The following is a 19,983-nucleotide window of genomic DNA, read 5'->3' as shown; positions in this document are numbered from 1 at the left end:
CCCTGCCCCACCCCCGCCGCCCACCGCGCCGCACCCCACCGGCCGAACACTGGAGTCAGCAGATGCACGCCCGCGATCGCGACCACGACGACGCCACGTACGACCTCCTGGTCGTCGGGTCGGCCAACGCCGACCTGGTGATCGGCGTCGAGCGCCGCCCCGCCCCCGGCGAGACGGTCCTCGGCTCCGACCTCGTCACGCATCCCGGTGGCAAGGGCGCCAACCAGTCGGTCGCGGCGGCCCGCCTGGGCGCCCGTACCGCCCTGCTCGCGCGGGTCGGCGACGACGCCCATGGGCGGCTGCTGCTCGACTCGCAGCGGGCGGCGGGCGCGGACACGGTCGGCGTCCTGGTCGGCGGGGCGCCCACGGGTGTCGCGCTGATCACCGTCGACCCGTCGGGCGACAACAGCATCGTGGTCTCGCCGGGTGCCAACGCCCGGCTCACCCCCGAGGACATCCGCGCGGCGGGCAGCCTGCTCGCCGCGTCCCGGGTGGTCTCGACCCAGCTGGAGATCCCCGTCGAGACGGTCACGGAGGTCGTACGCACGCTGCCGACGACCACCCGCTTCGTACTGAACCCGTCACCACCGGCTCCCGTGCCCTCCGAAGTCCTGGCCGCCTGCGACCCGTTGGTGGTGAACGAGCACGAGGCGCGCTACATCCTGGGCGAGGACACCCCGGGCGACGACGCGGCCCCCGCGGACTCCCCCGAGGACTGGGCGCGGGCGCTGCTGGCCCTCGGCCCCCGCTCGGTGGTGATCACCCTGGGCGCTCGGGGCGCCCTGACGGCGGACGGCGAAGGCTCCCCCGTCACGGTGGCGAGCCCGAAGGTGGACGCGGTGGACACGACCGGCGCGGGCGACGCGTTCACGGCGGCCCTGGCCTGGCGCCTGGGCCTGGGCGACGAACTGCCGACGGCTGCCGCGTACGCGGCGCGCGTCGGGGCGGCTTCCGTCACCCGGCGGGGCGCGCAGGAGTCGTACCCCACGTCCGCCGAGATCGAGGTGCTGTCCGCATGAAGAAGACCGGCATCCTCAACCGCCATCTCTCCGGCGCCCTGGCCGAGTTGGGCCACGGGGACACGGTCCTGATCTGCGATGCGGGCATGCCCATACCGCCGGGTCCGCGCGTCGTCGACCTCGCCTTCCGGGCCGGGGTGCCGTCCTTCGCGGAGGTGCTGGACGGGCTGCTCGACGAGCTCGTGACGGAGGGCGGCACAGCGGCGGCGGAGGTCAGGGAGGCGAACCCGCCGACGGCCGGTCTCCTGGCCGCCCGCGTCACGCCCCTCACCCTGATCCCGCACGAGGAACTCAAGTTGCGCACGGCGACGGCCCGCCTGGTGGTACGCACCGGCGAGGCCACTCCTTACGCGAATGTGCTGCTGCGGTGCGGGGTGTTCTTCTAGGCGGAACCGCGTTCCGTACGGTCCGGTCCGGTTCGGTTCGGTCCCGTCCCGGTTCGGCCCCGTCCCGGTTCGGCCCGTCCGGTCCGGTTCGGTCCCGGTCCCGGTCCGATCCGGTCACGGTCCGATCCCGGCCCGGTCCCGTCCGGCTCGTTCCGGTCCGGCTCGGTCGGGCTTGGCTCGGTCCGGTCCAGCTCGGTCCAGCTCGGTCCGGTCCAGCTCGGTCCAGCTCGGCCCGGTCCAGCTCGGTCCAGCTCGGCCCGGTCCAGCTCGGCCCGGCTCGGCTCGGTCCGGCTCGGCCCGGCTCGGTCCGGCTCGGCTCGGCTCGGCTCGGTCCAGCTCGGTCCGGTCCGTCAAACCGGACGATGCGCGATTCCGGCCCCGCCGGGAAAACTCAGCGTCCGGTACACCGTCACCCCACCCGCGAGCTCCCCGCACGCCCGCGCCGCCGCACTGACGCGCTGCGTGTACGAGGGGTCGCGGGTGTCCAGCAGGATCCCCAGCGTCGTGCCGCTGTGCGCGACGGCGACGCCCAGGCCGCCGACCTCCCGGCAGATCTCCCGCATCGGCTCCAACGACCATTTGTGGCGCAGGAGTTGGTTCATCCGCGCGCTGCGGGTCGCGACCCTGCCGACCTCCGCCAGGTCGCGGCGGCGCACGGCGCACGCCAGCCGGTCGAGCAGGCGGGCGTACTCATGGCGGTCGGCCAGGGTGAACGGCTTGGGGATGCGGTTGAAGTCCACCGTGTCGACCGAACCGCCCTCGTCGATCCCCACCACGGCCATGACCGGGAGCGATCCGAGGATGCCGCGCAGCCGCACCGTGCGGTGGTGAAAGGCGACGATCGCCGGGTACAGCACGCCGTCCGTGGGCTCGATGTCCGCGAGCAGCCGCTCGATCCGGGCCGGCGGCATCTCGACCCGCAGCGCCTGCCCGACCGCCCGCGCCGTCGCGACCAGATCGGCGGAAGAGCTCGCCAGACCCTTGCCCTCGGGGATGACGCTGTTGACGTGGAGGGTTCCCCCGGAGCGCACGCCGGTCTGACGTTCCGCCAACTCGCAGATCGTACGGGCCAGTTGGAGCGCCTTGGTCTTCCGTGCGGGCCGGACCACCACATCCCCGGAGCCGGCGTCGACACCCGCCTCGGGGTGGAGTTCCTGCCGGAACGTGGCCATCGTCCAGCGCGCGACGGGCAGCGTGACCAGGAAGTCCCCGTCCTCCTCCGGCAGCACGCCCTGAAGCAGCTCGCCGAAGGTCCCGAAGGCGGCACCCACGCCCGTTCCGCCGACCCCCACCGCGGTTCCGGGCGCTCGCGCGCCCGCCGTGCGGGGCCGCGGCCCGGCCTCCTGGGACAGATTCACGGATCTCCTCTCATCGCTCCTGCACCCCCTGCGCCCCCCTGCGAACCACAGGCTGCCACAGCTCTATCCGTCTTGACAATCATTTTCATCTAGTGTGATGCTCTCGGCTCGGCGACCGAACACAGGGGGCAGAGGCCAGACATGCACGACCACATAGCCGAAGCGGTGAAAAGACCCGATCTCATATCCCTGGAGCCGGACCTGGTCTGCCTCCGGTTCGAGACGATGAAGATCTATTCGGCCCTGGGGGCGGTCCGCCACCTGCTGGATTCAGGCGCCGTGAAACCCGGCGACACCCTCATCGACAGTTCCAGCGGAATCTACGCACAGGCCCTGGCACTCGCCTGTCACCGCTACGGAATGAAATGCCACATCGTGGGTTCCACGACCGTGGACCACACCCTGCGGGTGCAGCTGGACATCCTCGGCGCCACGCTGGAACAGGTGCGGCCGTCAAAGAATCTCCGGCTCGACCAGGAGCTGAGAGTGCGGCGCATCGCCGAGATACTCGCGGCCAATCCGTCGTACCACTGGATGCGCCAGTACCACGACGGAATTCACTACTACGGCTACCGCGACGTGGCCGACACGATCGACGCCGAAGTCCCCGAGGGCCCGCTCGCCCTGGTGGGCGGGGTCGGCTCGGGGGCGTCGACCGGCGCCATCGCCGGCTATCTGCGGGACGCGGGACGCGATGTGGCGCTGGTCGGCGTGCAGCCCTTCGGCAGCGTCACCTTCGGTTCGGAGCGCGTGGCCGACCCGGACATGATCATCGCCGGTATCGGCAGCGCGATCGAATTCGAGAATGTCCGGCACAAGGCGTACGACCGCGTGCACTGGGTGAATTTCGGCTGCGCGGTGTCCGGCGCGGTCTCCCTCCTCAGAACCAGCGGAATCTTCGCCGGTCTCTCCACCGGGGCCGCCTATCTGACGGCCCTCTGGGAAAGGCGTCGCGACGATTCCCGTACGTACGTCTTCATCGCGGCGGACACGGGTCACCGCTATGTCGAGAGCGCCTATGCGCACCACGCGGACGCGCCGGACATCGACACCTTGCAGCCGCACGAGATCACCTCGCTCGACGAGCTGAGGCACCCCTGGTCGACCACTTCCTGGCCCGACCTTCCCTGACCGCGCCACCACCTCCTCGACCACCTTTTCCCCCTCCACCACCACCTTGAGAGAACTCCACATGTCACACCCCGAGCCGCGCACGCCCCACAACGTCGCGGAGCTCATCGACGCCGTCCTGGCGGGCGACTACGGCCCCGGCCCCGAGGACCTCTCCGTCACCAGCGCGTTCTGGCTGTACAACACCACCCGCCTCGCGGGCAGCCAAGTGACGTACCACAACCACTACTTGCTGCTGCGGGTCGGCACGGCCTTCGGCGCCTGCTCGTTCGAGGCCGGTGAACTGGCCCCGGACTTCTGCGAGAACGCGTCGGGCCACACCCTCGACAAGCTGCTGCGCGCCGAGTCCACGCCCGTCCGCATCGCCGCGCTCGACGCCTATCTCGCGCAGGTGAGCCCGCACCGGGACGCCGCGGAAGCCGAGCGCGTCACGCTGCCCACCGGCACCCCGGAGGTCCGGGCGCGGGCGCGGGACGCCGCCATCGCGGGGCTGCTCGACATCGAGCCGGGCGCGAAGGTGGCGCTCATCGGCGTGGTCAACCCTCTCGTCGCGGCGATACGTGAGCGGGGCGGTGTCTGTCTGCCCTGCGATCTCAATCTCCGTACGACCCAGTGGGGCGACCGGATCACCGACGACATGACGGAGGTCCTGAAGGAAGCCGACGCCGTGGTCGCCACCGGCATGACGCTGAGCAACGGCACCTTCGACCTGATCCTCGCGCACTGCCGCGAGCACGGGGTGCCGCTGGTGGTGTACGCGCAGAGCGGCAGCGCCGTGGCGCGCGCGTTCCTGCCCGCCGGGGTCACCGGCCTCTCCGCGGAGCCGTTCGCGTTCTCGCAGTTCAGCGCCGACGAGACGCCGCTCTACCGCTACAAGGAGGCGGCGTGAGCGTCGACTCCAAGGGCGCCGAACCGGCCTCCCGGACCGCTGACGCGGACGAGGCCCTGCCGGGCGACCTGCGGATGGCCCGAACGCTGTGGCCCGTCCTGGTCGCGTCCGCGGTCGGCCTGCTGCCGTTCACCGTCTTCAGCACGTACCTGGTCCCGATGGCCGAGGACGCCGACAGCAGCGTGGCCACACTGGGCGGCCTGCGCGGACTCGGCGGTCTCGCCGCCCTGTTGGTGGGCACCGCGCTCGCCCCGCTGATCGACCGGGTGCGCAAGGAGTGGGCCGCCGCGGGTGGTCTCGCCGCGCTCGGCGCGTCCGCCGCCCTCGGCGCGAGCGGGGACTTCATCCTGCTGGCCGTCTTCTGCCTGCTGGTCGGCGCCAGTACGTCGGTCCTGAACCCCGCACTGACCGCCGCCGCCGCGGACCGCTTCGGTTCCGGGAAGGCCGCGGGGCGCGCGGCGACGCTCGTCACGGCGACCCAGTCGATGACGGCGATGCTGGCGGCGCCGGTCATCGCACTGCCCGCGCTGTTCTGGGGCTGGCAGGGCGATCTGCTCGCGGTGACCGGCGTGTCGCTGCTGCTCGCGGCGGTCTTCTTCGTACGCGGCAAGAACAAACCGGCCGAGGTGCGGCAGGACGCCCAACGCCTGGGCTACATGGCCTCGTTCAAGGCGCTCGGGGCGATCCCCGGCGTGCTGCCGCTGCTGCTCATCGCCCTGCTGCGGACTGCGGTTTTCATGGGCTATCTCTCCTATCTCGCGGCCTACTACGACGACCGTTTCTCGCTCGACCCCGGGCTCTTCGCGTTCGTGTGGACGCTCAGCGGCGCGTCGTTCTTCGTGAGCAATCTCCTCACGGGCCGGGTCACGAACTCCGCCGAACCCCGCATCGGCACCGAGCGGTTGCTGGCCATCGGCCTGGTCGCCGCGCTCGTCTCGGTCGTGGGCTTCTACTTCACCCACTGGCTGCCGCTCGCCCTCGCGATGACGTCCCTGCACGCGGCCGGCCACGCCGTCGTGGCCGCCTGCGTGATCAGCCTGCTCGTCCGCCGCTGCGGAACACAGCGGGGCGCGGCCCTGAGCGTGAACGCGGCGGGAATGAGCCTCGGGGTCTTCGCGGGCGCGGGCCTTGGAGGGCTCGGCCTGGGTCTCGCCGGATACCCGGGGATCGCCGCGGCTTTCGGGGCGCTGGTGGTCGTGGCGCTCGTGGCGGCGGTGTTCGTGCTGCGGGCGGGGCCCGTGGAGGAGGAGCCCGCCTCCTAGCGCCGCAACCCCGCACCGGAACCCAGCACCGTCACCCAGCGCCGGAACGACCCCGCGCCACCCGACTCCGCCCCGACGCGAAAGGCCCACCCCCATGCCCCCGCCCGCCCTCTCCCCCACGGCAGCCCCTGCCCCGGTGTCCGACGCACCTCCGCCGGATGATCCCCCGGCCGACGGCGTCCGCGTCCGGAGCCGGCTCGCCTCGCGCGGGGGCCTGGCGGCGGCCTGTGCCGTGCTGTTCGCCGGTCTTCTCGTCAGCGTCGTCGTGGCCATCGGCCTCGGCTCCGCCGTCGTCACGCCGGGCGACACCGCCCGGCTGCTGTGGGCCGCGCTGAGCGGCGGGAGCATCGACGCCGACGAGGTGACGACGTATCAGATCATCTGGCAGATCCGCACACCCCGGGTGCTGCTTGCGGCACTTGTGGGGGCGGGGCTCAGCGCGGTCGGCGTCGCCATCCAGGCCCTGGTGCGCAACGCGCTCGCCGATCCCTTCGTCCTGGGCGTCTCCTCCGGAGCCTCGGTCGGGGCGGTCGCCGTCACGGTCACCGGCGGCCTCGCGGCACTCGGCATCTACGCGGTGTCGGCGGGAGCGTTCATCGGCGCGCTGGTCGCTTCCGTTCTCGTGTACGTCGCCTCCGCGAGCCGCGGTGGCGGGCTCGCGCCGCTGCGGCTCGTCCTGACGGGCGTGGCCATGGCGCTCGGCTTCCAGGCCGTGATGAGCGTGATCATCTACTTCGCGCCGGACAGCGAGGCCACCAGCATGGTCCTGTACTGGACGATGGGCAGCTTCGGCGCCGCGAGCTGGGGCGCCCTGCCCGTCGTGGCCGGCTGCGTCCTGCTCGGTCTCGCATTGCTCCACCGCTACAGCCGGGCCCTGGACGTCCTGGCCCTCGGCGACGAGACGGCGACGAGCCTCGGCATCAGCCCCGACCGGCACCGCAAGGGCCTCCTGCTCCTCGCCTCCCTCATCACCGGGGTGATGGTCGCCGTGAGCGGGGCGATCAGCTTCGTCGGCCTGGTCATGCCCCATCTCGTACGCATGGTCGTCGGCGCCACGCATGCGCGGGTGCTGGCCGTCGCACCGCTGGTCGGAGCGGTGTTCATGGTCTGGGTCGACCTGGTGTCGCGGACGCTCGTCGCGCCGCGCGAGCTGCCGCTCGGGGTCATCACGGCACTGGTCGGAGTGCCGGTGTTCATCGCGCTGATGCGGCGCAAGGGCTATATGTTCGGGGGCCGTTGAGATGGATCTCGTACTCGACGGCCTGTCCGTGACGATCGACGGCAAGCTCCTCGTCCGGGACCTGTCCCTCACCGTGGGCAGCGGTCACATCGTGGGCCTCGTCGGCCCGAACGGCAGCGGCAAGTCCACCGCCCTCAAATGCGTCTACCGCGCGCTGCGCCCCAGCTCCGGCGTGGTCAGAGTGGGCGACGACGACCTCTCCCGTCTGACGCCGCGTCGCGGTGCGCAGCTCGTGGCCGCGATGGCCCAGGACGGCGCGGTGGACCTCGACTTCACCGTGGAGGAGGTCGTCGCCCTGGGCCGCGCGCCCCATCTGCGCGGAAACCAGGCACTCGGGGCGCGCGAACGGGACTTGTGCGCACGGACGATGGCCCGTCTCGACCTGACCCGCCTCGCCGACCGCGGCGTACTCACCCTCTCCGGTGGTGAACGTCAACGCGTGCTTCTGGCACGGGCGTTGGTCCAGGAGCCGCGGATCCTCGTCCTCGACGAACCGACCAACCACCTCGACGTACGCCACCAGATAGAGCTGCTCTCACTCCTCAAGGGGTCGGGCCTCACCGTCCTCGTGGTCCTGCACGACCTCAACCTCGCGGCGGCGGCGTGCGACCGCCTCGGAGTCCTGTCCCAGGGCGAGTTGGTGGCCGCGGGGACGCCGGAGGAAGTCCTCACCACCGGTCTCGTGGACGAGGTGTTCGGCGTCAAGGCCAGCGTGATCAGCCACCCCCTGACCGGCGACCCCCAACTCCTCTACGCACTGAGCCCCTCGGCTCCCCTCTGAAAGGCACCACGACATCATGTCCAGAAAACGCACCACCACCATCGGATCGGCGCTCGCGGGAGCCCTGCTGCTCGCCGGATGCGGCGCGGAGGTCGACGCGGACCCCCAAGCCGAGGGCACGTCCAAGAAGGTCACCGTGAAGCGCTGCGGTGAGCCCGTCACGTACACGACCCCGCGGCGCGCGGTGGTCTACGAGGGCGGCAGCGCGGACAAGATGTTCAGCCTCGGCCTGACCGACCACGTCAAGGGCTACGTGATGCCCCCGGCCAACCCGCCGGTGAGCGAGTCCCCTTGGGCGAGGGAGTACGCCAAGGTGAGGATGCTCAGCGACGACCTGCTCAACAAGGAGCTCGTCGTGGAGGCCAAGTCCGACTTCGTCGTCGCGGGCTGGAACTCCGGCTTCAGCGACCAGCGCGGCATCACTCCGCAGATCCTGGACAAGCTCGGCATCCAGAGCTTCATGCACACGGAGAGCTGCTTCAACTACCCCAAGTACCCGCAGAAGGTAACGCCGTTCAAGGCCCTGTACTCGGACCTGGACCGCCTCGGCAGGATCTTCCACGTCGAGAAGAAGGCGGACGAGGTCGTGGGCGGCCTCAAGAAGCGGGTGGCCGCCGTCGAGTCCAAGGCCCCCGAGGGTGACCGGGTGCCCGTCTTCCTCTACGACTCCGGCACGGACCAGCCCTTCACGGCGGGCAGCCAGGTCCCGCCCAACGACATCATCAAGAGCGCCGGCGGCAAAAACATCTTCGACGGCCTCGACGAGCGGTGGACCCAGGTGAACTGGGAGGCCGTGGCCAAGGCCGAGCCCGAGGTCGTCATCATCTTCGACTACGGCGACATGCCCGCCAAGAAGAAGATCGACTTCCTGAAGAAGTCCCCGCACACCAGGGAACTGCCCGCCGTGAAGAAGAACAACTTCTTCGTGCTCGACTACAACGAGGGCATCAGCGGCCCGCGCAACGTCGACGGCCTGGAGAAGTTCGGAAAGTACGTACGGGAACTGAAGCGGTGACCCCTCCGGGTCCCGGTCGTCTCACTGAGCCTCGTCGAGGGCGCCCGTCAGGCGGCCGAGGAGCCCCTGGAGGGTGAGGATCTCCTCGACGGTCATCCCGGTCGAGGCGAGGATCCGGCGCGGCACGGGCAGGGCCCGCTCGCGCAGCGCCACCCCGTCATCGGTCAGCTGGACGGTCACGGAGCGCTCGTCGGCGGCGCTGCGCTCACGCCGCACGAGCCCCGCGGTCTCCAGGCGCTTGAGGAGCGGCGAGAGCGTGCCGGAGTCGAGGCGCAGCCGCTCGCCGATCGCCTTGACGGGCTGCGGGCCGTCCTCCCAGAGCACCAGCATCACCAGGTACTGGGGATAGGTGAGGCCCAGGTCCTTGAGGGCATCGCGGTAGACGCCGCCGAAGGCGCGCGAGGCGGCGTGCAGCGAGAAGCAGACCTGGTGGTCGAGGCGGAGGAGCTCGGCGTCGTCGGGCACGTCGGGCATCTCGCCTCCGTGGAGTGCGGCGGTCGGCGATGACGTCATGCCTCCAGAGTACCTGGCACACACGATTAAGTTGTGCGCAACTTAATCGTGTGCAACCATTACTGCGGGGCGAGCGAAGAACTTCGCTCCTCCCGTTCCGTTCTTCGACCGAGGGAAGAGGACACCCCCATGAACGCGCTGTACACCGCCGTCGCCACCGCCAACGGCCGCGAGGGCCGCGCCGTCAGCTCCGACGGCCAGATCGACCTCGCGCTCGCCATGCCGCCCGCCCTCGGCGGCAACGGCCAGGGCACCAACCCGGAGCAGCTCTTCGCCGCCGGGTACGCGGCCTGCTTCGCCAGTGCGATGGGGGCGGTCGCCCGTGAGATGAAGGTCGACACCAAGGACGTCTCGGTGACCGCCGAGGTCTCCATCGGCAAGGACGACGCGGGCTTCGGCCTCGCGGTCGTGATGCGCGTGGAGCTGCCGGACTCCCTGGCGGGCGAGACCGGGCAGCAGCTGGTCGAGGCGACGCACGCGTACTGCCCGTACTCCAAGGCGACGCGCGGCAACATCGAGGTCGAGCTCGTCATCGAGTAGTCGCCGGCGGGCGGCCCGGGACGCTCGATTGAGGGCCTGGGCCGGTGGCGGGTACCGTAGAGGTACCGATCTCATGGGCCTCCTGGTGGGCTGCGTGAACCCCAGGAGGCCCAGAATGACGACGAACCGCGGACGCAAGGACGTGATCCGGAACCGGATGACGTCGACCGGCGAGTCGTACAACGTCGCCGCCCGCAATCTGAAGGCCATGAAGGACATGGGCGCCACCCGCGAGGCGGTCGTCACGCAGCGCTGGCAGCCTGCGGAGACCCTGGACGTGCCGTGCCCCTGCGGCGGCACCTGCGAGCCCGGCGAGAAGTGCGACCACTGCCACGCCCGCCACCGCCACGTGGCCCGCTACCCCGGCAGCCGCACCGAGGTCGAAACGTGGGTCGACTGCTACGAATGCATGGGCTGCGCGTCCACGTACAACATCACCGTCGTCCTGCCCGGCCGCCCGTGGGGCATAGCCGAGGCGGTCATCGTGGGTGCGGCCACCGAGCCGGTGATCCGGGCCCGCGTGTTCCCGGGCGTCAAGCACCCGCTGCTGCGTCCCGAGCCCGGGACGTCCGAAGAGGACTAGAACCCCGTCCGACCGGAGGCTGGACGCTGCCGCGCCGCGGCGGACCAGCCATATTTCGCGCGCCCCGGACCCGCCCCGCGCCCTACGATCGCGCTCCACGACCAAGGGAATCCCGGGGGCGGACATGCGTGAGGTCTTCAGAGACGGAGAAGCGGTCGTCGAGCGGCTCGCGAGGGGTGTGCCCCTGCGGAGCGCTCTGGTCGTCGCGGACACCGAGGGCTGGCTCGCTCTGGACGCGGGGGTACGGCAGGTGGCATGGAACCTGCCAAAGCAGTTGCCCGCGTGGGAGCACGCCGCCCCTCTGCCCGCCGACCTGGCGGGACTTGACGAGGCCCGGCTCACGCTCGCCCTGTGCCACCGCGACGGACGTGTCCGCGAAGCGGCGATCGCGCGGGCGGCCCGCCGGCCCGAACTGCTGCCGCTGATCGTCATCCGCTGCACGGACTGGGTCGGACCCGTACGCGAACGCGCCCGCGAACTGCTGCGTGCGGCACTGCACGCCGACCCCGAGGGCGCCGTCGACCTGGCGCCGCTGATCCTGCGCGTAGGCCGTCGCGACAGGGGCTCCTTCGGCATCGAGCTGCTCGGCGAAGTCCTGGTCGGCGCACCTCCCGGACAGCGCACCGGGCAGCGCACCGGGCTCCTCGCCGAACTCCTCGCCGGACCCGACCGCGCCGTGCGGCGGTTCGCGTGCCGGCTGGCGGTCGAGCACCGGCTCATCGGCCCCGCCGAACTGGCCCGCACCGCCGCCCGGGACGAGGACGCGGTGGTCCAGGATCTGTGCGCCACGGCAGCGCTCACGTCCTTGGCGGCTTTGCCGTCCTCGGCGTCTTTGGCGCCCCTGGATGAAGCGGGATCCCTCGACGCCGTACTGACACCGCTCCTGACCGCACGCGCCCCGCGGGTCCGGTCGGCCGGTGTCACCGCGCTGCGGCGGGCAGACCGTGCTGAGCAGGCGCAAACGTTCCTCGACGACCGGTCCGCGCTGGTGCGCGCCTGCGCCCGGTACGTCGTACGGCAGGTCGGCGGCGATCCGACGGCCTGGTACCGGGAGCGGTGCGCGACGGAAGACACCGACCTCGCACCCGGCGCCGTCATCGGCCTCGCCGAGTGCGGAGACCGCTCGGACGGCGCGCGGCTGTGGTCGCTGCTCGCGCACCCGGCACCGGGAGTGCGGGCGCGGGCGGTGGCCGGGCTCCGGACGCTGGACCTCGCGGACGCCGCACGCCTGGCGCACCTGCTCGACGACCCGTCCCCCGCTGTCGTACGCGAGACAGCCGCTGCCTTGCTGCCCTCGGCCCGGCAGCTCCCCGTCGACCGGCTCCTGGAACGGACCGGCCCCGAGCGCCCCCGGCACACCCGCGTGGCGGCGTTCCGGCTGCTGTCCGCACACGGCGGGGTCGTGGCCCTGCGAGCGGCGGCCGGGCTCCTCGACGATCCGGACGTGAAGCTGCGCATCTGGGCAGGGCAGTACGCGCAGAGCTGGCACGCGTCGCCGGATGTACGCCCCGGGGACGCGGAGGTGGGCACGCTGTTCGACCGGTGCCGACACCTCTTCAGCGACTACGTGCTGCAAAGGCGCAAACGGGCGGCAGGACTGGACGGCTGAGTCCACACGGGCCACGGCCGCGTCGGCATCAACGTCGGCGTCGGCGTCCGCTATCCGAAACCGCTTCCCCGACTTCTGACCGGTTTCCTCTCTTGACGCCGAGTCGACGCACCCTCAATATCAGGCAACGCACTTCGCGCCACACACTTCACTTCAAGCTCAGCGCAGCTCCAGCGCCCTGCGGCATCCGCGTCGCAGGGCGTCAGTACGTTCCGTCCCCCTTGCTGTTCGGAATTCGGAGCCCCACATGAGAATCTCCAGATCCGCCATGCCCCGCGCCCTGAGACGGGCCACCGCAGGCGTCGCCGTCCTCGCCTCCGCCGGCCTGATCGCGGCCACCGCGCCCGCGGCCCTGGCGGCCCCCGCGCCCTCCCCGACGCTCGCGGCCCCCGACATCCCGCTCGCCAACGTCAAGGCGCACCTCACCCAGCTCCAGTCCATCGCCACGGCCAACGGCGGCAACCGCGCCCACGGGCGCGCCGGCTACAAGGCCTCGATCGACTACGTGAAGGGCAAGCTGGACGCGGCCGGATTCACCACCACCGTGCAGCAGTTCACCTCCAGCGGCGCCACCGGCTACAACCTCGTCGCGGACTGGCCGGGCGGCGACCCGAACAAGGTCCTGATGACGGGCGCCCACCTCGACAGCGTCTCCGCGGGACCCGGCATCAACGACAACGGCTCGGGCTCGGCCGGCACCCTGGAGACCGCGCTCGCCGTCTCGCGCGCACAGCTGCAGCCGACGAAGCATCTGCGGTTCGCCTGGTGGGGCGCCGAGGAGCTGGGCATGGTCGGCTCGAAGTACTACGTCAACAACCTCCCCTCCACCGAGCGTTCGAAGATCTCCGGCTATCTGAACTTCGACATGATCGGCTCCCCGAACCCGGGCTACTTCGTCTACGACGACGACCCCACGATCGAGAAGACCTTCAAGGACTACTACGCGGGCCTGAACATACCCACGGAGATAGAGACCGAGGGCGACGGCCGCTCCGACCACGCCAGCTTCAAGAACGTGGGCATCCCGGTCGGCGGCCTCTTCACCGGTGCGGAGACCAGGAAGTCCGCCGCCCAGGCCCAGAAGTGGGGCGGCACGTCGGGCACGGCCTTCGACCGCTGCTACCACTCGTCGTGCGACACCACGGCGAACATCAACGACACGGCCCTGGACCGCAACAGCGACGCCATCGCCCACGCCATCTGGACCCTGGGCACCGGCACCACGACCCCGCCCGGTGACTCGTACGAGAACACCGCGGACGTCGCCATCCCGGACAACGGCGCGGCCGTGACCTCGACGATCAACGTGACCGGCCGCACGGGCAACGCCCCGGCGACCCTCAAGGCCGACGTCGACATCCGCCACACCTGGCGCGGCGACGTGGTCGTCGACCTGCTGGCCCCCGACGGCACGGCGTACCGCCTGAAGAACTCCAGCAGCAACGACTCGGCGGACAACGTCATAGCGACGTACACGGTCAACGCGTCGAGCGAAGCGGCGAACGGCGCCTGGAAGCTGCGCGTGCAGGATGTGGCGTCGCAGGACACGGGCTACATCAACAGCTGGAAGCTGACCTTCTAGCCGACACGCGTCAGCGCCCGGCGACGACTGTCCGCCGCCGGGCGCTGATGTCTCGTGTCGTGATCGGTGGTGGCCGCTCAGCCCTCGTCGGCCGCCAGCGTCAACGAGATCGAGTTGATGCAGTACCGCTGGTCCGTCGGCGTCGCATATCCCTCGCCCTCGAACACGTGCCCGAGGTGCGAGCCGCAGCGGGCGCAGCGCACCTCTGTGCGCGCCATCCCGTGCGAGGTGTCCTGGAGCAGTTCGACCGCGTCCGTGTCCTTGGGGTCGAAGAAGCTCGGCCAGCCGCAGTGCGACTCGAACTTCTCCTGCGAGGTGAACAGCTCCGCGCCGCACGCGCGGCAGGAGTAGACGCCCTTGGTCTTGGTGTCCGTGTACTCGCCCACGAACGCGGGCTCCGTGCCGGCCTGGCGCAGGACCGCGTACTCCGAAGGGCTCAGCTCCGCGCGCCACTGCTCGTCCGGCTTCTCGACGTCGTACGACATGAGACTGAACCCCTTAACTCTTCGTCTTAGCTCTTCGTCTTAGCTCTTCGAAAGCTCTGCCAGGATCTGCGGGCCGAGGTCCGTGACGTCGCCCGCTCCCATGGTGAGAACGAGATCACCGGGTCGGGTCATTCCCGCGATGGCCGACACCGCCTCGGCCTTGTCGTGCGCGGCCCGTACGTCCGCGCCCGCCGCCACGGCCGCGTCGATGATCAGGGCGCTGGTGATGCCTGGGATCGGGTCCTCGCGGGCGGGGTAGATGTCCAGAACCACGGAGGCGTCCGCGAGGGCCAGGGACTGGCCCATCTCCTTGCCCAGCTCCTGCGTGCGGGAGAAGAGGTGCGGCTGGAAGAGGACCAGGAGGCGCGAGTCGCCCGCGGAGGAGCGCATCGCCTCCAGGTCCGCGGTCATCTCCGTGGGGTGGTGCGCGTACGAGTCGATGACCTGGACGCCCGCCGCCTCGCCCTTGAGCTGGAGGCGGCGCTTGACGCCGGTGTACGAGCCGAGGGCGGAGGCGAGGTTGTGCGCCGGGATGCCGAGCGCGATGCCCGCGGCCAGGGCCGCCACCGCGTTGTGGGCGTAGTGACGGCCGGGGACCGAGACCGTGAAGGTCAGGAACTTGCCGTTCAGGACGACCGTGACCTCGCTGGTCAGGCCGCGTGCGGTGATCTTGTGGATGCGCAGGTCGGCGTCCTCGGACTCGCCGTAGGTCACCACCTTCAGCTCGCCGAGGCCGCGGACGCGCTTCGTCAGCTCGACCGCTCCCGGCTGGTCCGCCTCGATCACCAGCGTGCCGCCGGGGACGATCTTGCCCGCGAAGGTCTCGAAGGACTCGTAGATCTCGTCCATCGACGCGTAGTTGGCGTGGTGGTCGAGCTCCACGTTCAGGACGATGGCGACCTCGGGCGCGTACTTGTGGAAGCTGCGGTCGCTCTCGTCCGCCTCGGCCACGAAGATGCCGCCGTCGCCGTGCAGCGCGTTCGAACCCGGGGCGTCCAGGTCGCCGCCGATCGCGTACGAGGGGTCGAGGCCGAGGGTGGAGAGGGTGACCGCGAGCATCGACGTCGTCGTGGTCTTGCCGTGCGTGCCGGCCACCGCGATGGGGCGCAGGCCCTCCATGAGGGAGGCCAGGGCGTCCGAGCGGTGGACCACCGGAATGTCCAGCTCCGTGGCGCGGGCCAGCTCGGGGTTGTCGGCGCGGATCGCGGAGGAGACGACCACGCAGGTCGCGTCGGACGCGAGGTGCGCGGCGTCGTGGCCGATGTGGACCGTGGCGCCCAGGGTCCGCAGGGCCTCGGCCGTGGCCGACTCCCGCGCGTCGCTGCCCGAGACCTTGGCGCCGCGCTGGGCCAGGATCTTGGCGATGCCCGACATTCCGGCGCCGCCGATGCCGATGAAGTGCGGTCGGTCCATGGCGGTGGGCAGGCCGGGTGCCATACGTGTGTCTCCCCAAGATCCAAGAGTTACGGCAGATGAGCAGCTGCGCCGAAGCAGCCGAGCAGGGCCCAGACTATTGCCTCGGGCGGACGGCGGGCACACGCGCGCCCGGTAAGGGGCGCGGGGCTGATCACCACGCCAAGCGGGACGCTAGTCCTCCGTGTGCGAGAACAGCTTCAGGACGGGCACGCCCACCTTGTGCCGGGCACGGGACGCCCAGTCCCGGTGGAAGAACTCCTCCACGTAGTGCGGGTCGGTCAGGACGATGACCTCGTCCGCGTTCGCCTCGTCGACCAGCTGCCTGAGCGCGTCGAGCGGGTGGTCCTCGATCAGCTTGCCCACGGCCTCGCAGCCCGCCGCGTGCAACGCCGCCAGCGAGACCTCCAGGGCCTTCTGCGCGGGGGCCGTGGCGTCCTGCCCCTCGGGTACGTCGCCTTCCCTCGCCGCCTCGTCGAGCTCCCCCAGAGCCACGTCGTCGATGGCCCGCAGCAGGCGGTCCGCCTGGTCGCCGCGGGGCTGGAGCAGCACCCGGAAGGTGACCGTCTCATCGCCGTGCAAGGTGGTGACGAACTCCACGTCGGCGGAGGTCAGCGCCTTCTCGATCATCAATACGCTTGTGAACACGACAGGCGCCCTTCTCATCCGTGGGCTGCCGAGAGTCTGTCTCGACAGGCCCCTGCGGAAACCATCCTGCCCCGTGGCCGCACGGGGTCTGCGACTTTTAGTGTGCCCAGCGGAAGCAAAACGGAACGGTTGATTCCGCTGATTGTCAGGTTCGACGGTATCGGGTGAAGAGAAACCCGGCCTCCTCCAGTACGGAAGCCAGAGCGAATCGTTCCGGCACCGCCACCGCGGACCCCCAGGCGATCCGTTGCGCGTCCCCCGCGGTGAGCATCGGGGAGACCGTCAGACAGAGCTCGTCCAGGGCCCCCGCCGCCACGAACTGGCCCAGCAGCCGGGGCCCGCCCTCCGTGAGCAGCCGGGTCAGGCCGCGCTCGGCCAGGGCGGGTGCCACCCGCTCGGGCTCGACCGCCGTCCCCTCGCCCGCGACGACGACCACGGCGCCGGCCTTCTCGGCCGCGGCGACCCGGTCGGCCGGGGCCGCGGCCCCGGTCACCACCAGCGTGGGCACCAGGGGCGAGGTGAAAAGCGGAAGGGTGAAATCCAGGTCGAGGCTCGCGCTCACCACGGCGATCGCGGGGGCCACCGACTGCCCGGCCGCCTCCCTGCGCCCGGCGAAGTCCTCACGCGCGCGTGCCGGACGGTAACCCTCCTGGCGGACCGTTTCCGCACCCACGACCACGGCGTCGGCTACCGCGCGCAGGGTGCCGAAGATCCGCATGTCCGCGGCGTTCGAGATGGGATGCGACCTGCCGTCGTGCTGGGCCGCCCCGTCGAGCGTGGACACCATGTTGGCGCGCAGCCAGGAGGCCTCGTCCGGGGGGTAGGCGTACGCGTCGGCCAGCTCCCCCAGCCCCCACTCTCGTACTGATGTTTCGTGTGTCTGGTCGGTCACAGGGAACAGGCGTCGCATGTCCAGCAGTCTTGCACGGCGCTTAGAGTTAGGGACCGTGTCGTCCTCCACCGCCGCCCCCGGGCAGAGCCCCATAGCCGAAGCGGCTCCCCTGTCGCTGTGCGCCCGCGAGCCCCATGTCCCCGCCGACCGTCTGGTCGCCGAGATGGTGCCGCCGCCGCGCTTCGATTCCGTCCGCTTCGATACGTACATCCCGGACCCGAACCAGCCGAGCCAGACCGAGGCCGTGCGGGTCCTGAGCGGCTTCGCGGCCGGGCTCGGCGGGGCGCACGCGTCCGGCGCGGGCAAGCGCCGCTGGTTCCAGAAGAAGGCCGCGGCGCCCACCGGACCCCGCGGCGTCTACCTGGACGGTGGCTACGGAGTGGGCAAGACCCACCTCCTCGCGTCGCTCTGGCACGCGACGCCCGCCGCGCCCGAGCAGAAGGCGTTCGGCACCTTCGTCGAGCTCACGAACCTGGTCGGCGCCCTCGGCTTCCAGCAGACCGTGCGCACCCTCGGCGGGCACCGGCTGCTCTGCATCGACGAGTTCGAGCTCGACGACCCGGGCGACACGGTGCTCGTGTCCTCGCTGCTCGCACGGCTCGTCGAGGAGGGCGTCGCACTCGCCGCGACCTCGAACACGCTGCCGGGCAAGCTCGGTGAGGGCCGGTTCGCGTCCGCCGACTTCCTGCGCGAGATCCAGGGCCTGTCCACCCACTTCCAATCGCTGCGCATCGACGGCGACGACTACCGCCACCGGGGCCTTCCGGAGGCGCCCGCTCCGTACTCGGACGAGCAGGTCACCAGGACCGCGTACGCGACCGACGGCGCGAGCCTGGACGACTTCCCGCATCTGCTCGACCACCTCGCCCGCGTCCACCCCAGCCGGTACGGCGCGCTGACCGACGACGTCCGGGCCGTCTGCCTCACCGAGGTGACGCCCGTTCCTGATCAGTCGACCGCGCTGCGTCTGGTCGTACTCGCCGACCGCCTGTACGACCGCGAGGTCCCCGTGCTCGCCTCGGGGGTCCCCTTCGACCAGCTGTTCAGCGAGGACATGCTCAACGGCGGCTACCGGAAGAAGTACTTCCGGGCGATCTCACGCCTCACGGCACTCGCACGCGACGCGCAGAGCCTCGTGAAGCCGTAGCGACTCACCGCTACGCGCGTGGTTCCCGCACGCCTAGGCGCGTGGTACACACATCCGGTCATGTTCCTGTCCGCCAGCAGGAGGTCGACCTTTTATGTCCACGACACGACGTCAGGTGCTAGCCCGTACCGGAGCTGTGGGTGCGGGAATCGCCTTCACCGGCGCGCTCTCGGAGCTTTTCGCCGGGAGCGCCGCCGCGCAGGGCAAGGCCGGGTACGGGCCGCTGGTGCCCGACCCCGCCGGTCTGCTCGATCTGCCGAAAGGTTTCCGCTACAAGGTTCTCTCACGGGAGGGCAGCGATCTGCCGTCCGGTGAGGGCAAGGTGCCGAGCAACTTCGACGGCATGGCCACGTTCCGCGGCAAGCACGGCGGCACCAACCTCGTCCGCAACCACGAGAACCGCGTCACCGGCAAAGTCCCGGTGCCCACGGTCAAGGGCCTCACCTACGACCCGATGGGCAAGGGCGGCTGTACGGCGCTCTCGCTCGACCGGCACAACAACGTCCTGAGCGAGCGCGTCGCGATCGCCGGCACGGCGGTCAACTGCGCGGGCGGGCCAACCCCTTGGGGCACCTGGCTCACCTGCGAGGAGACCGAGGACAAGGCCGGCACGAACGGCTACACCAAGGACCACGGCTTCATCTTCGAGGTCGACCCCGTCGACCCGCACCGCACCGGAGCCGTGCCGCTCACCGCGATGGGCCGCTTCCAGCACGAGGCGATCGCCGTCGACCCCAGACGCGGTGTCGTCTACGAGACCGAGGACGCGTTCCTCAAGCCCTTCGGCCTCTTCTACCGCTTCCTGCCCAAGAAGCCCGAGGGCGGCCGCGGTTCGCTCCGTGCGGGCGGCAAGCTCCAGGCCATGCGGGTGCCGGGCGTGCCCGACCTGTCCGCGGTCCAGGAGACGGGAGCGTGCTTCGAGGGCATCGAGTGGGTCGACGTACCGGACCCGCTCGCCGTCCAGACGCCCATCAGGGACCAGGACTTCGGACCCAAGGGCATCACGCACGCACAGAAGCTGGAGGGCTGCTACTGGGGCGGGAAGTCCGTCTACTTCGTGTCGTCGTTCGCGCACAGCGCGGAGGGCTCGGCGGCCGACCACTTCGGCCAGATCTGGCGCTACGACCCGTCCGAGCGCCGCCTCACCCTGGTGATCGTCTTCGGCCCGAGCACCGACATCCAGCTGCCGGGCGAGTCCCCCGACAACATCTGCCTCGCGCCCAGCGGCGGTCTGATGGTGGCCGAGGACGGCGGAGGCGCCCAGCACGTGTACGGCCTGACGCGGCGCGGCGAGGTCTACGCGATGGCCCGCGGACGGCAGAACATCGGCACGCCCCAGGAGCCCGAGTGGGGCGAGTTCGCGGGCGTCTGCTTCTCGCCGGACCACGACACGATGTACGTCAACTGCTACACCCCCGGCACGACGTTCGCCGTGACGGGGCCCTGGCACAGGACCTGACGGGACGGGTGCGCGGCGGCTCCTCGGGGGC

General features: G+C 70.9%; 20 protein-coding genes. 14 read left to right on the top strand and 6 right to left on the bottom strand.

The genetic code is table 11. The features are described from left to right. Nucleotides 1-62 precede the first annotated feature (62 nt). Complete coding sequence (locus ACFUPX_RS24970; RefSeq protein ID WP_383326673.1) at nt 63-1,019, top strand: ribokinase; 957 nt, start codon at nt 63-65, stop codon at nt 1,017-1,019. Next, nucleotides 1,016-1,405 carry a D-ribose pyranase gene (gene rbsD / locus ACFUPX_RS24965; RefSeq protein ID WP_383326670.1) on the top strand — a complete coding sequence of 130 codons (390 nt, stop codon included), beginning with the start codon at nt 1,016-1,018 and terminating at the stop codon, nt 1,403-1,405. The genes ACFUPX_RS24970 and rbsD overlap by 4 nt, the downstream gene beginning before the upstream one ends. 350 nt (nt 1,406-1,755) lie before the next feature. On the opposite strand, the gene ACFUPX_RS24960 is transcribed toward rbsD, so the two are convergent. Next, nucleotides 1,756-2,676 (bottom strand): kinase, encoded by a 921-nt coding sequence (locus ACFUPX_RS24960; protein WP_383326800.1) that lies wholly within the window; start codon nt 2,674-2,676, stop codon nt 1,756-1,758. Between the two features lie 228 nt (nt 2,677-2,904). Between ACFUPX_RS24960 and ACFUPX_RS24955 the strand changes: the two genes are divergently transcribed. The 6 genes from ACFUPX_RS24955 (at nt 2,905) to ACFUPX_RS24930 (ending at nt 9,081) form a co-directional block, all read left to right on the top strand. Beyond that, nucleotides 2,905-3,894, top strand: a complete 990-nt coding sequence (locus ACFUPX_RS24955) for a pyridoxal-phosphate dependent enzyme (RefSeq protein WP_383326667.1) — start codon at nt 2,905-2,907, stop codon at nt 3,892-3,894. Between the two features lie 61 nt (nt 3,895-3,955). Further along, complete coding sequence (locus ACFUPX_RS24950; protein ID WP_383326664.1) at nt 3,956-4,783, top strand: Rossmann-like domain-containing protein; 828 nt, start codon at nt 3,956-3,958, stop codon at nt 4,781-4,783. After that, on the top strand, nt 4,780-6,045 hold the full coding sequence (locus tag ACFUPX_RS24945) for an MFS transporter (RefSeq protein WP_383326661.1): 1,266 nt from the start codon (nt 4,780-4,782) through the stop codon (nt 6,043-6,045). The genes ACFUPX_RS24950 and ACFUPX_RS24945 overlap by 4 nt, the downstream gene beginning before the upstream one ends. Nucleotides 6,046-6,139: 94 nt before the next feature. Next, nucleotides 6,140-7,285, top strand: coding sequence for a FecCD family ABC transporter permease (locus ACFUPX_RS24940; RefSeq protein ID WP_383326658.1), 1,146 nt, complete (start codon nt 6,140-6,142; stop codon nt 7,283-7,285). 1 nt (nt 7,286) lies between these two features. Further along, nucleotides 7,287-8,066, top strand: coding sequence for an ABC transporter ATP-binding protein (locus tag ACFUPX_RS24935; protein ID WP_383326655.1), 780 nt, complete (start codon nt 7,287-7,289; stop codon nt 8,064-8,066). 16 nt (nt 8,067-8,082) lie between these two features. Further along, nucleotides 8,083-9,081: an ABC transporter substrate-binding protein gene (locus tag ACFUPX_RS24930; RefSeq protein ID WP_383326652.1), complete on the top strand. Its 999-nt coding sequence runs from the start codon at nt 8,083-8,085 to the stop codon at nt 9,079-9,081. 21 nt (nt 9,082-9,102) lie between these two features. On the opposite strand, the gene ACFUPX_RS24925 is transcribed toward ACFUPX_RS24930, so the two are convergent. Beyond that, the gene (locus tag ACFUPX_RS24925; RefSeq protein WP_383326649.1) at nt 9,103-9,594 is read right to left on the bottom strand and encodes a MarR family winged helix-turn-helix transcriptional regulator; all 492 of its coding nucleotides are present in this window, start codon (nt 9,592-9,594) and stop codon (nt 9,103-9,105) included. A 129-nt stretch (nt 9,595-9,723) separates the two neighbouring features. Between ACFUPX_RS24925 and ACFUPX_RS24920 the strand changes: the two genes are divergently transcribed. The 4 genes from ACFUPX_RS24920 (at nt 9,724) to ACFUPX_RS24905 (ending at nt 13,908) form a co-directional block, all read left to right on the top strand. Further along, nucleotides 9,724-10,134 carry an organic hydroperoxide resistance protein gene (locus ACFUPX_RS24920; RefSeq protein WP_361054176.1) on the top strand — a complete coding sequence of 137 codons (411 nt, stop codon included), beginning with the start codon at nt 9,724-9,726 and terminating at the stop codon, nt 10,132-10,134. A gap of 115 nt (nt 10,135-10,249) precedes the next feature. Continuing rightward, on the top strand, nt 10,250-10,717 hold the full coding sequence (locus ACFUPX_RS24915; protein WP_383326645.1) for a hypothetical protein: 468 nt from the start codon (nt 10,250-10,252) through the stop codon (nt 10,715-10,717). Between the two features lie 124 nt (nt 10,718-10,841). Beyond that, nucleotides 10,842-12,326 (top strand): hypothetical protein, encoded by a 1,485-nt coding sequence (locus ACFUPX_RS24910; protein ID WP_383326642.1) that lies wholly within the window; start codon nt 10,842-10,844, stop codon nt 12,324-12,326. Between the two features lie 268 nt (nt 12,327-12,594). Next, nucleotides 12,595-13,908, top strand: a complete 1,314-nt coding sequence (locus tag ACFUPX_RS24905) for a M28 family metallopeptidase (RefSeq protein WP_383326797.1) — start codon at nt 12,595-12,597, stop codon at nt 13,906-13,908. Between the two features lie 77 nt (nt 13,909-13,985). On the opposite strand, the gene msrB is transcribed toward ACFUPX_RS24905, so the two are convergent. The 4 genes from msrB to ACFUPX_RS24885 all read right to left on the bottom strand — a co-directional run bounded on the left by msrB (nt 13,986) and on the right by ACFUPX_RS24885 (nt 17,364). Then, the gene (msrB, locus tag ACFUPX_RS24900) at nt 13,986-14,393 is read right to left on the bottom strand and encodes a peptide-methionine (R)-S-oxide reductase MsrB (protein WP_383326639.1); all 408 of its coding nucleotides are present in this window, start codon (nt 14,391-14,393) and stop codon (nt 13,986-13,988) included. A gap of 39 nt (nt 14,394-14,432) precedes the next feature. Further along, nucleotides 14,433-15,830: a UDP-N-acetylmuramate--L-alanine ligase gene (gene murC, locus ACFUPX_RS24895; RefSeq protein ID WP_383326636.1), complete on the bottom strand. Its 1,398-nt coding sequence runs from the start codon at nt 15,828-15,830 to the stop codon at nt 14,433-14,435. Between the two features lie 150 nt (nt 15,831-15,980). Continuing rightward, complete coding sequence (locus tag ACFUPX_RS24890) at nt 15,981-16,454, bottom strand: indole-3-glycerol phosphate synthase (protein WP_383326633.1); 474 nt, start codon at nt 16,452-16,454, stop codon at nt 15,981-15,983. A gap of 145 nt (nt 16,455-16,599) precedes the next feature. Continuing rightward, nucleotides 16,600-17,364, bottom strand: coding sequence for a pyrimidine reductase family protein (locus ACFUPX_RS24885; protein ID WP_383326630.1), 765 nt, complete (start codon nt 17,362-17,364; stop codon nt 16,600-16,602). 37 nt (nt 17,365-17,401) lie between these two features. On the opposite strand from ACFUPX_RS24885, the gene zapE reads away from it, so the two are divergent. Both zapE and ACFUPX_RS24875 read left to right on the top strand, forming a co-directional pair. Further along, a complete protein-coding gene (gene zapE, locus ACFUPX_RS24880; RefSeq protein ID WP_383326627.1) occupies nt 17,402-18,493 on the top strand; it encodes a cell division protein ZapE in 1,092 nt (363 codons plus the stop codon). Nucleotides 18,494-18,587: 94 nt separating this feature from the next. Beyond that, nucleotides 18,588-19,952 (top strand): alkaline phosphatase PhoX, encoded by a 1,365-nt coding sequence (locus ACFUPX_RS24875; protein ID WP_383326624.1) that lies wholly within the window; start codon nt 18,588-18,590, stop codon nt 19,950-19,952. Nucleotides 19,953-19,983 lie beyond the last annotated feature (31 nt).

This window comes from Streptomyces sp. NPDC057302, assembly GCF_042667685.1.
Taxonomy (GTDB): Bacteria; Actinomycetota; Actinomycetes; order Streptomycetales; family Streptomycetaceae; genus Streptomyces.
Note: the sequence above shows the minus strand (reverse complement) of the source record. Positions and strands in the feature narration are given on the sequence as shown.

Excerpts from the sequence above, each read along its gene's own strand:
- ACFUPX_RS24970 (WP_383326673.1), top strand. The coding sequence starts at position 63 with ATGCACGCCCGCGATCGCGACCACGACGACGCCACGTACGACCTCCTG.
- ACFUPX_RS24915 (WP_383326645.1), top strand. The coding sequence starts at position 10,250 with ATGACGACGAACCGCGGACGCAAGGACGTGATCCGGAACCGGATGACG.
- ACFUPX_RS24885 (WP_383326630.1), bottom strand. The coding sequence starts at position 17,364 with ATGCGACGCCTGTTCCCTGTGACCGACCAGACACACGAAACATCAGTA.
- ACFUPX_RS24950 (WP_383326664.1), top strand. The coding sequence starts at position 3,956 with ATGTCACACCCCGAGCCGCGCACGCCCCACAACGTCGCGGAGCTCATC.
- ACFUPX_RS24930 (WP_383326652.1), top strand. The coding sequence starts at position 8,083 with ATGTCCAGAAAACGCACCACCACCATCGGATCGGCGCTCGCGGGAGCC.
- ACFUPX_RS24940 (WP_383326658.1), top strand. The coding sequence starts at position 6,140 with ATGCCCCCGCCCGCCCTCTCCCCCACGGCAGCCCCTGCCCCGGTGTCC.
- rbsD (WP_383326670.1), top strand. The coding sequence starts at position 1,016 with ATGAAGAAGACCGGCATCCTCAACCGCCATCTCTCCGGCGCCCTGGCC.
- msrB (WP_383326639.1), bottom strand. The coding sequence starts at position 14,393 with ATGTCGTACGACGTCGAGAAGCCGGACGAGCAGTGGCGCGCGGAGCTG.
- ACFUPX_RS24905 (WP_383326797.1), top strand. The coding sequence starts at position 12,595 with ATGCCCCGCGCCCTGAGACGGGCCACCGCAGGCGTCGCCGTCCTCGCC.
- ACFUPX_RS24925 (WP_383326649.1), bottom strand. The coding sequence starts at position 9,594 with ATGACGTCATCGCCGACCGCCGCACTCCACGGAGGCGAGATGCCCGAC.
- ACFUPX_RS24910 (WP_383326642.1), top strand. The coding sequence starts at position 10,842 with ATGCGTGAGGTCTTCAGAGACGGAGAAGCGGTCGTCGAGCGGCTCGCG.
- ACFUPX_RS24935 (WP_383326655.1), top strand. The coding sequence starts at position 7,287 with ATGGATCTCGTACTCGACGGCCTGTCCGTGACGATCGACGGCAAGCTC.
- ACFUPX_RS24920 (WP_361054176.1), top strand. The coding sequence starts at position 9,724 with ATGAACGCGCTGTACACCGCCGTCGCCACCGCCAACGGCCGCGAGGGC.
- ACFUPX_RS24955 (WP_383326667.1), top strand. The coding sequence starts at position 2,905 with ATGCACGACCACATAGCCGAAGCGGTGAAAAGACCCGATCTCATATCC.
- murC (WP_383326636.1), bottom strand. The coding sequence starts at position 15,830 with ATGGCACCCGGCCTGCCCACCGCCATGGACCGACCGCACTTCATCGGC.
- ACFUPX_RS24875 (WP_383326624.1), top strand. The coding sequence starts at position 18,588 with ATGTCCACGACACGACGTCAGGTGCTAGCCCGTACCGGAGCTGTGGGT.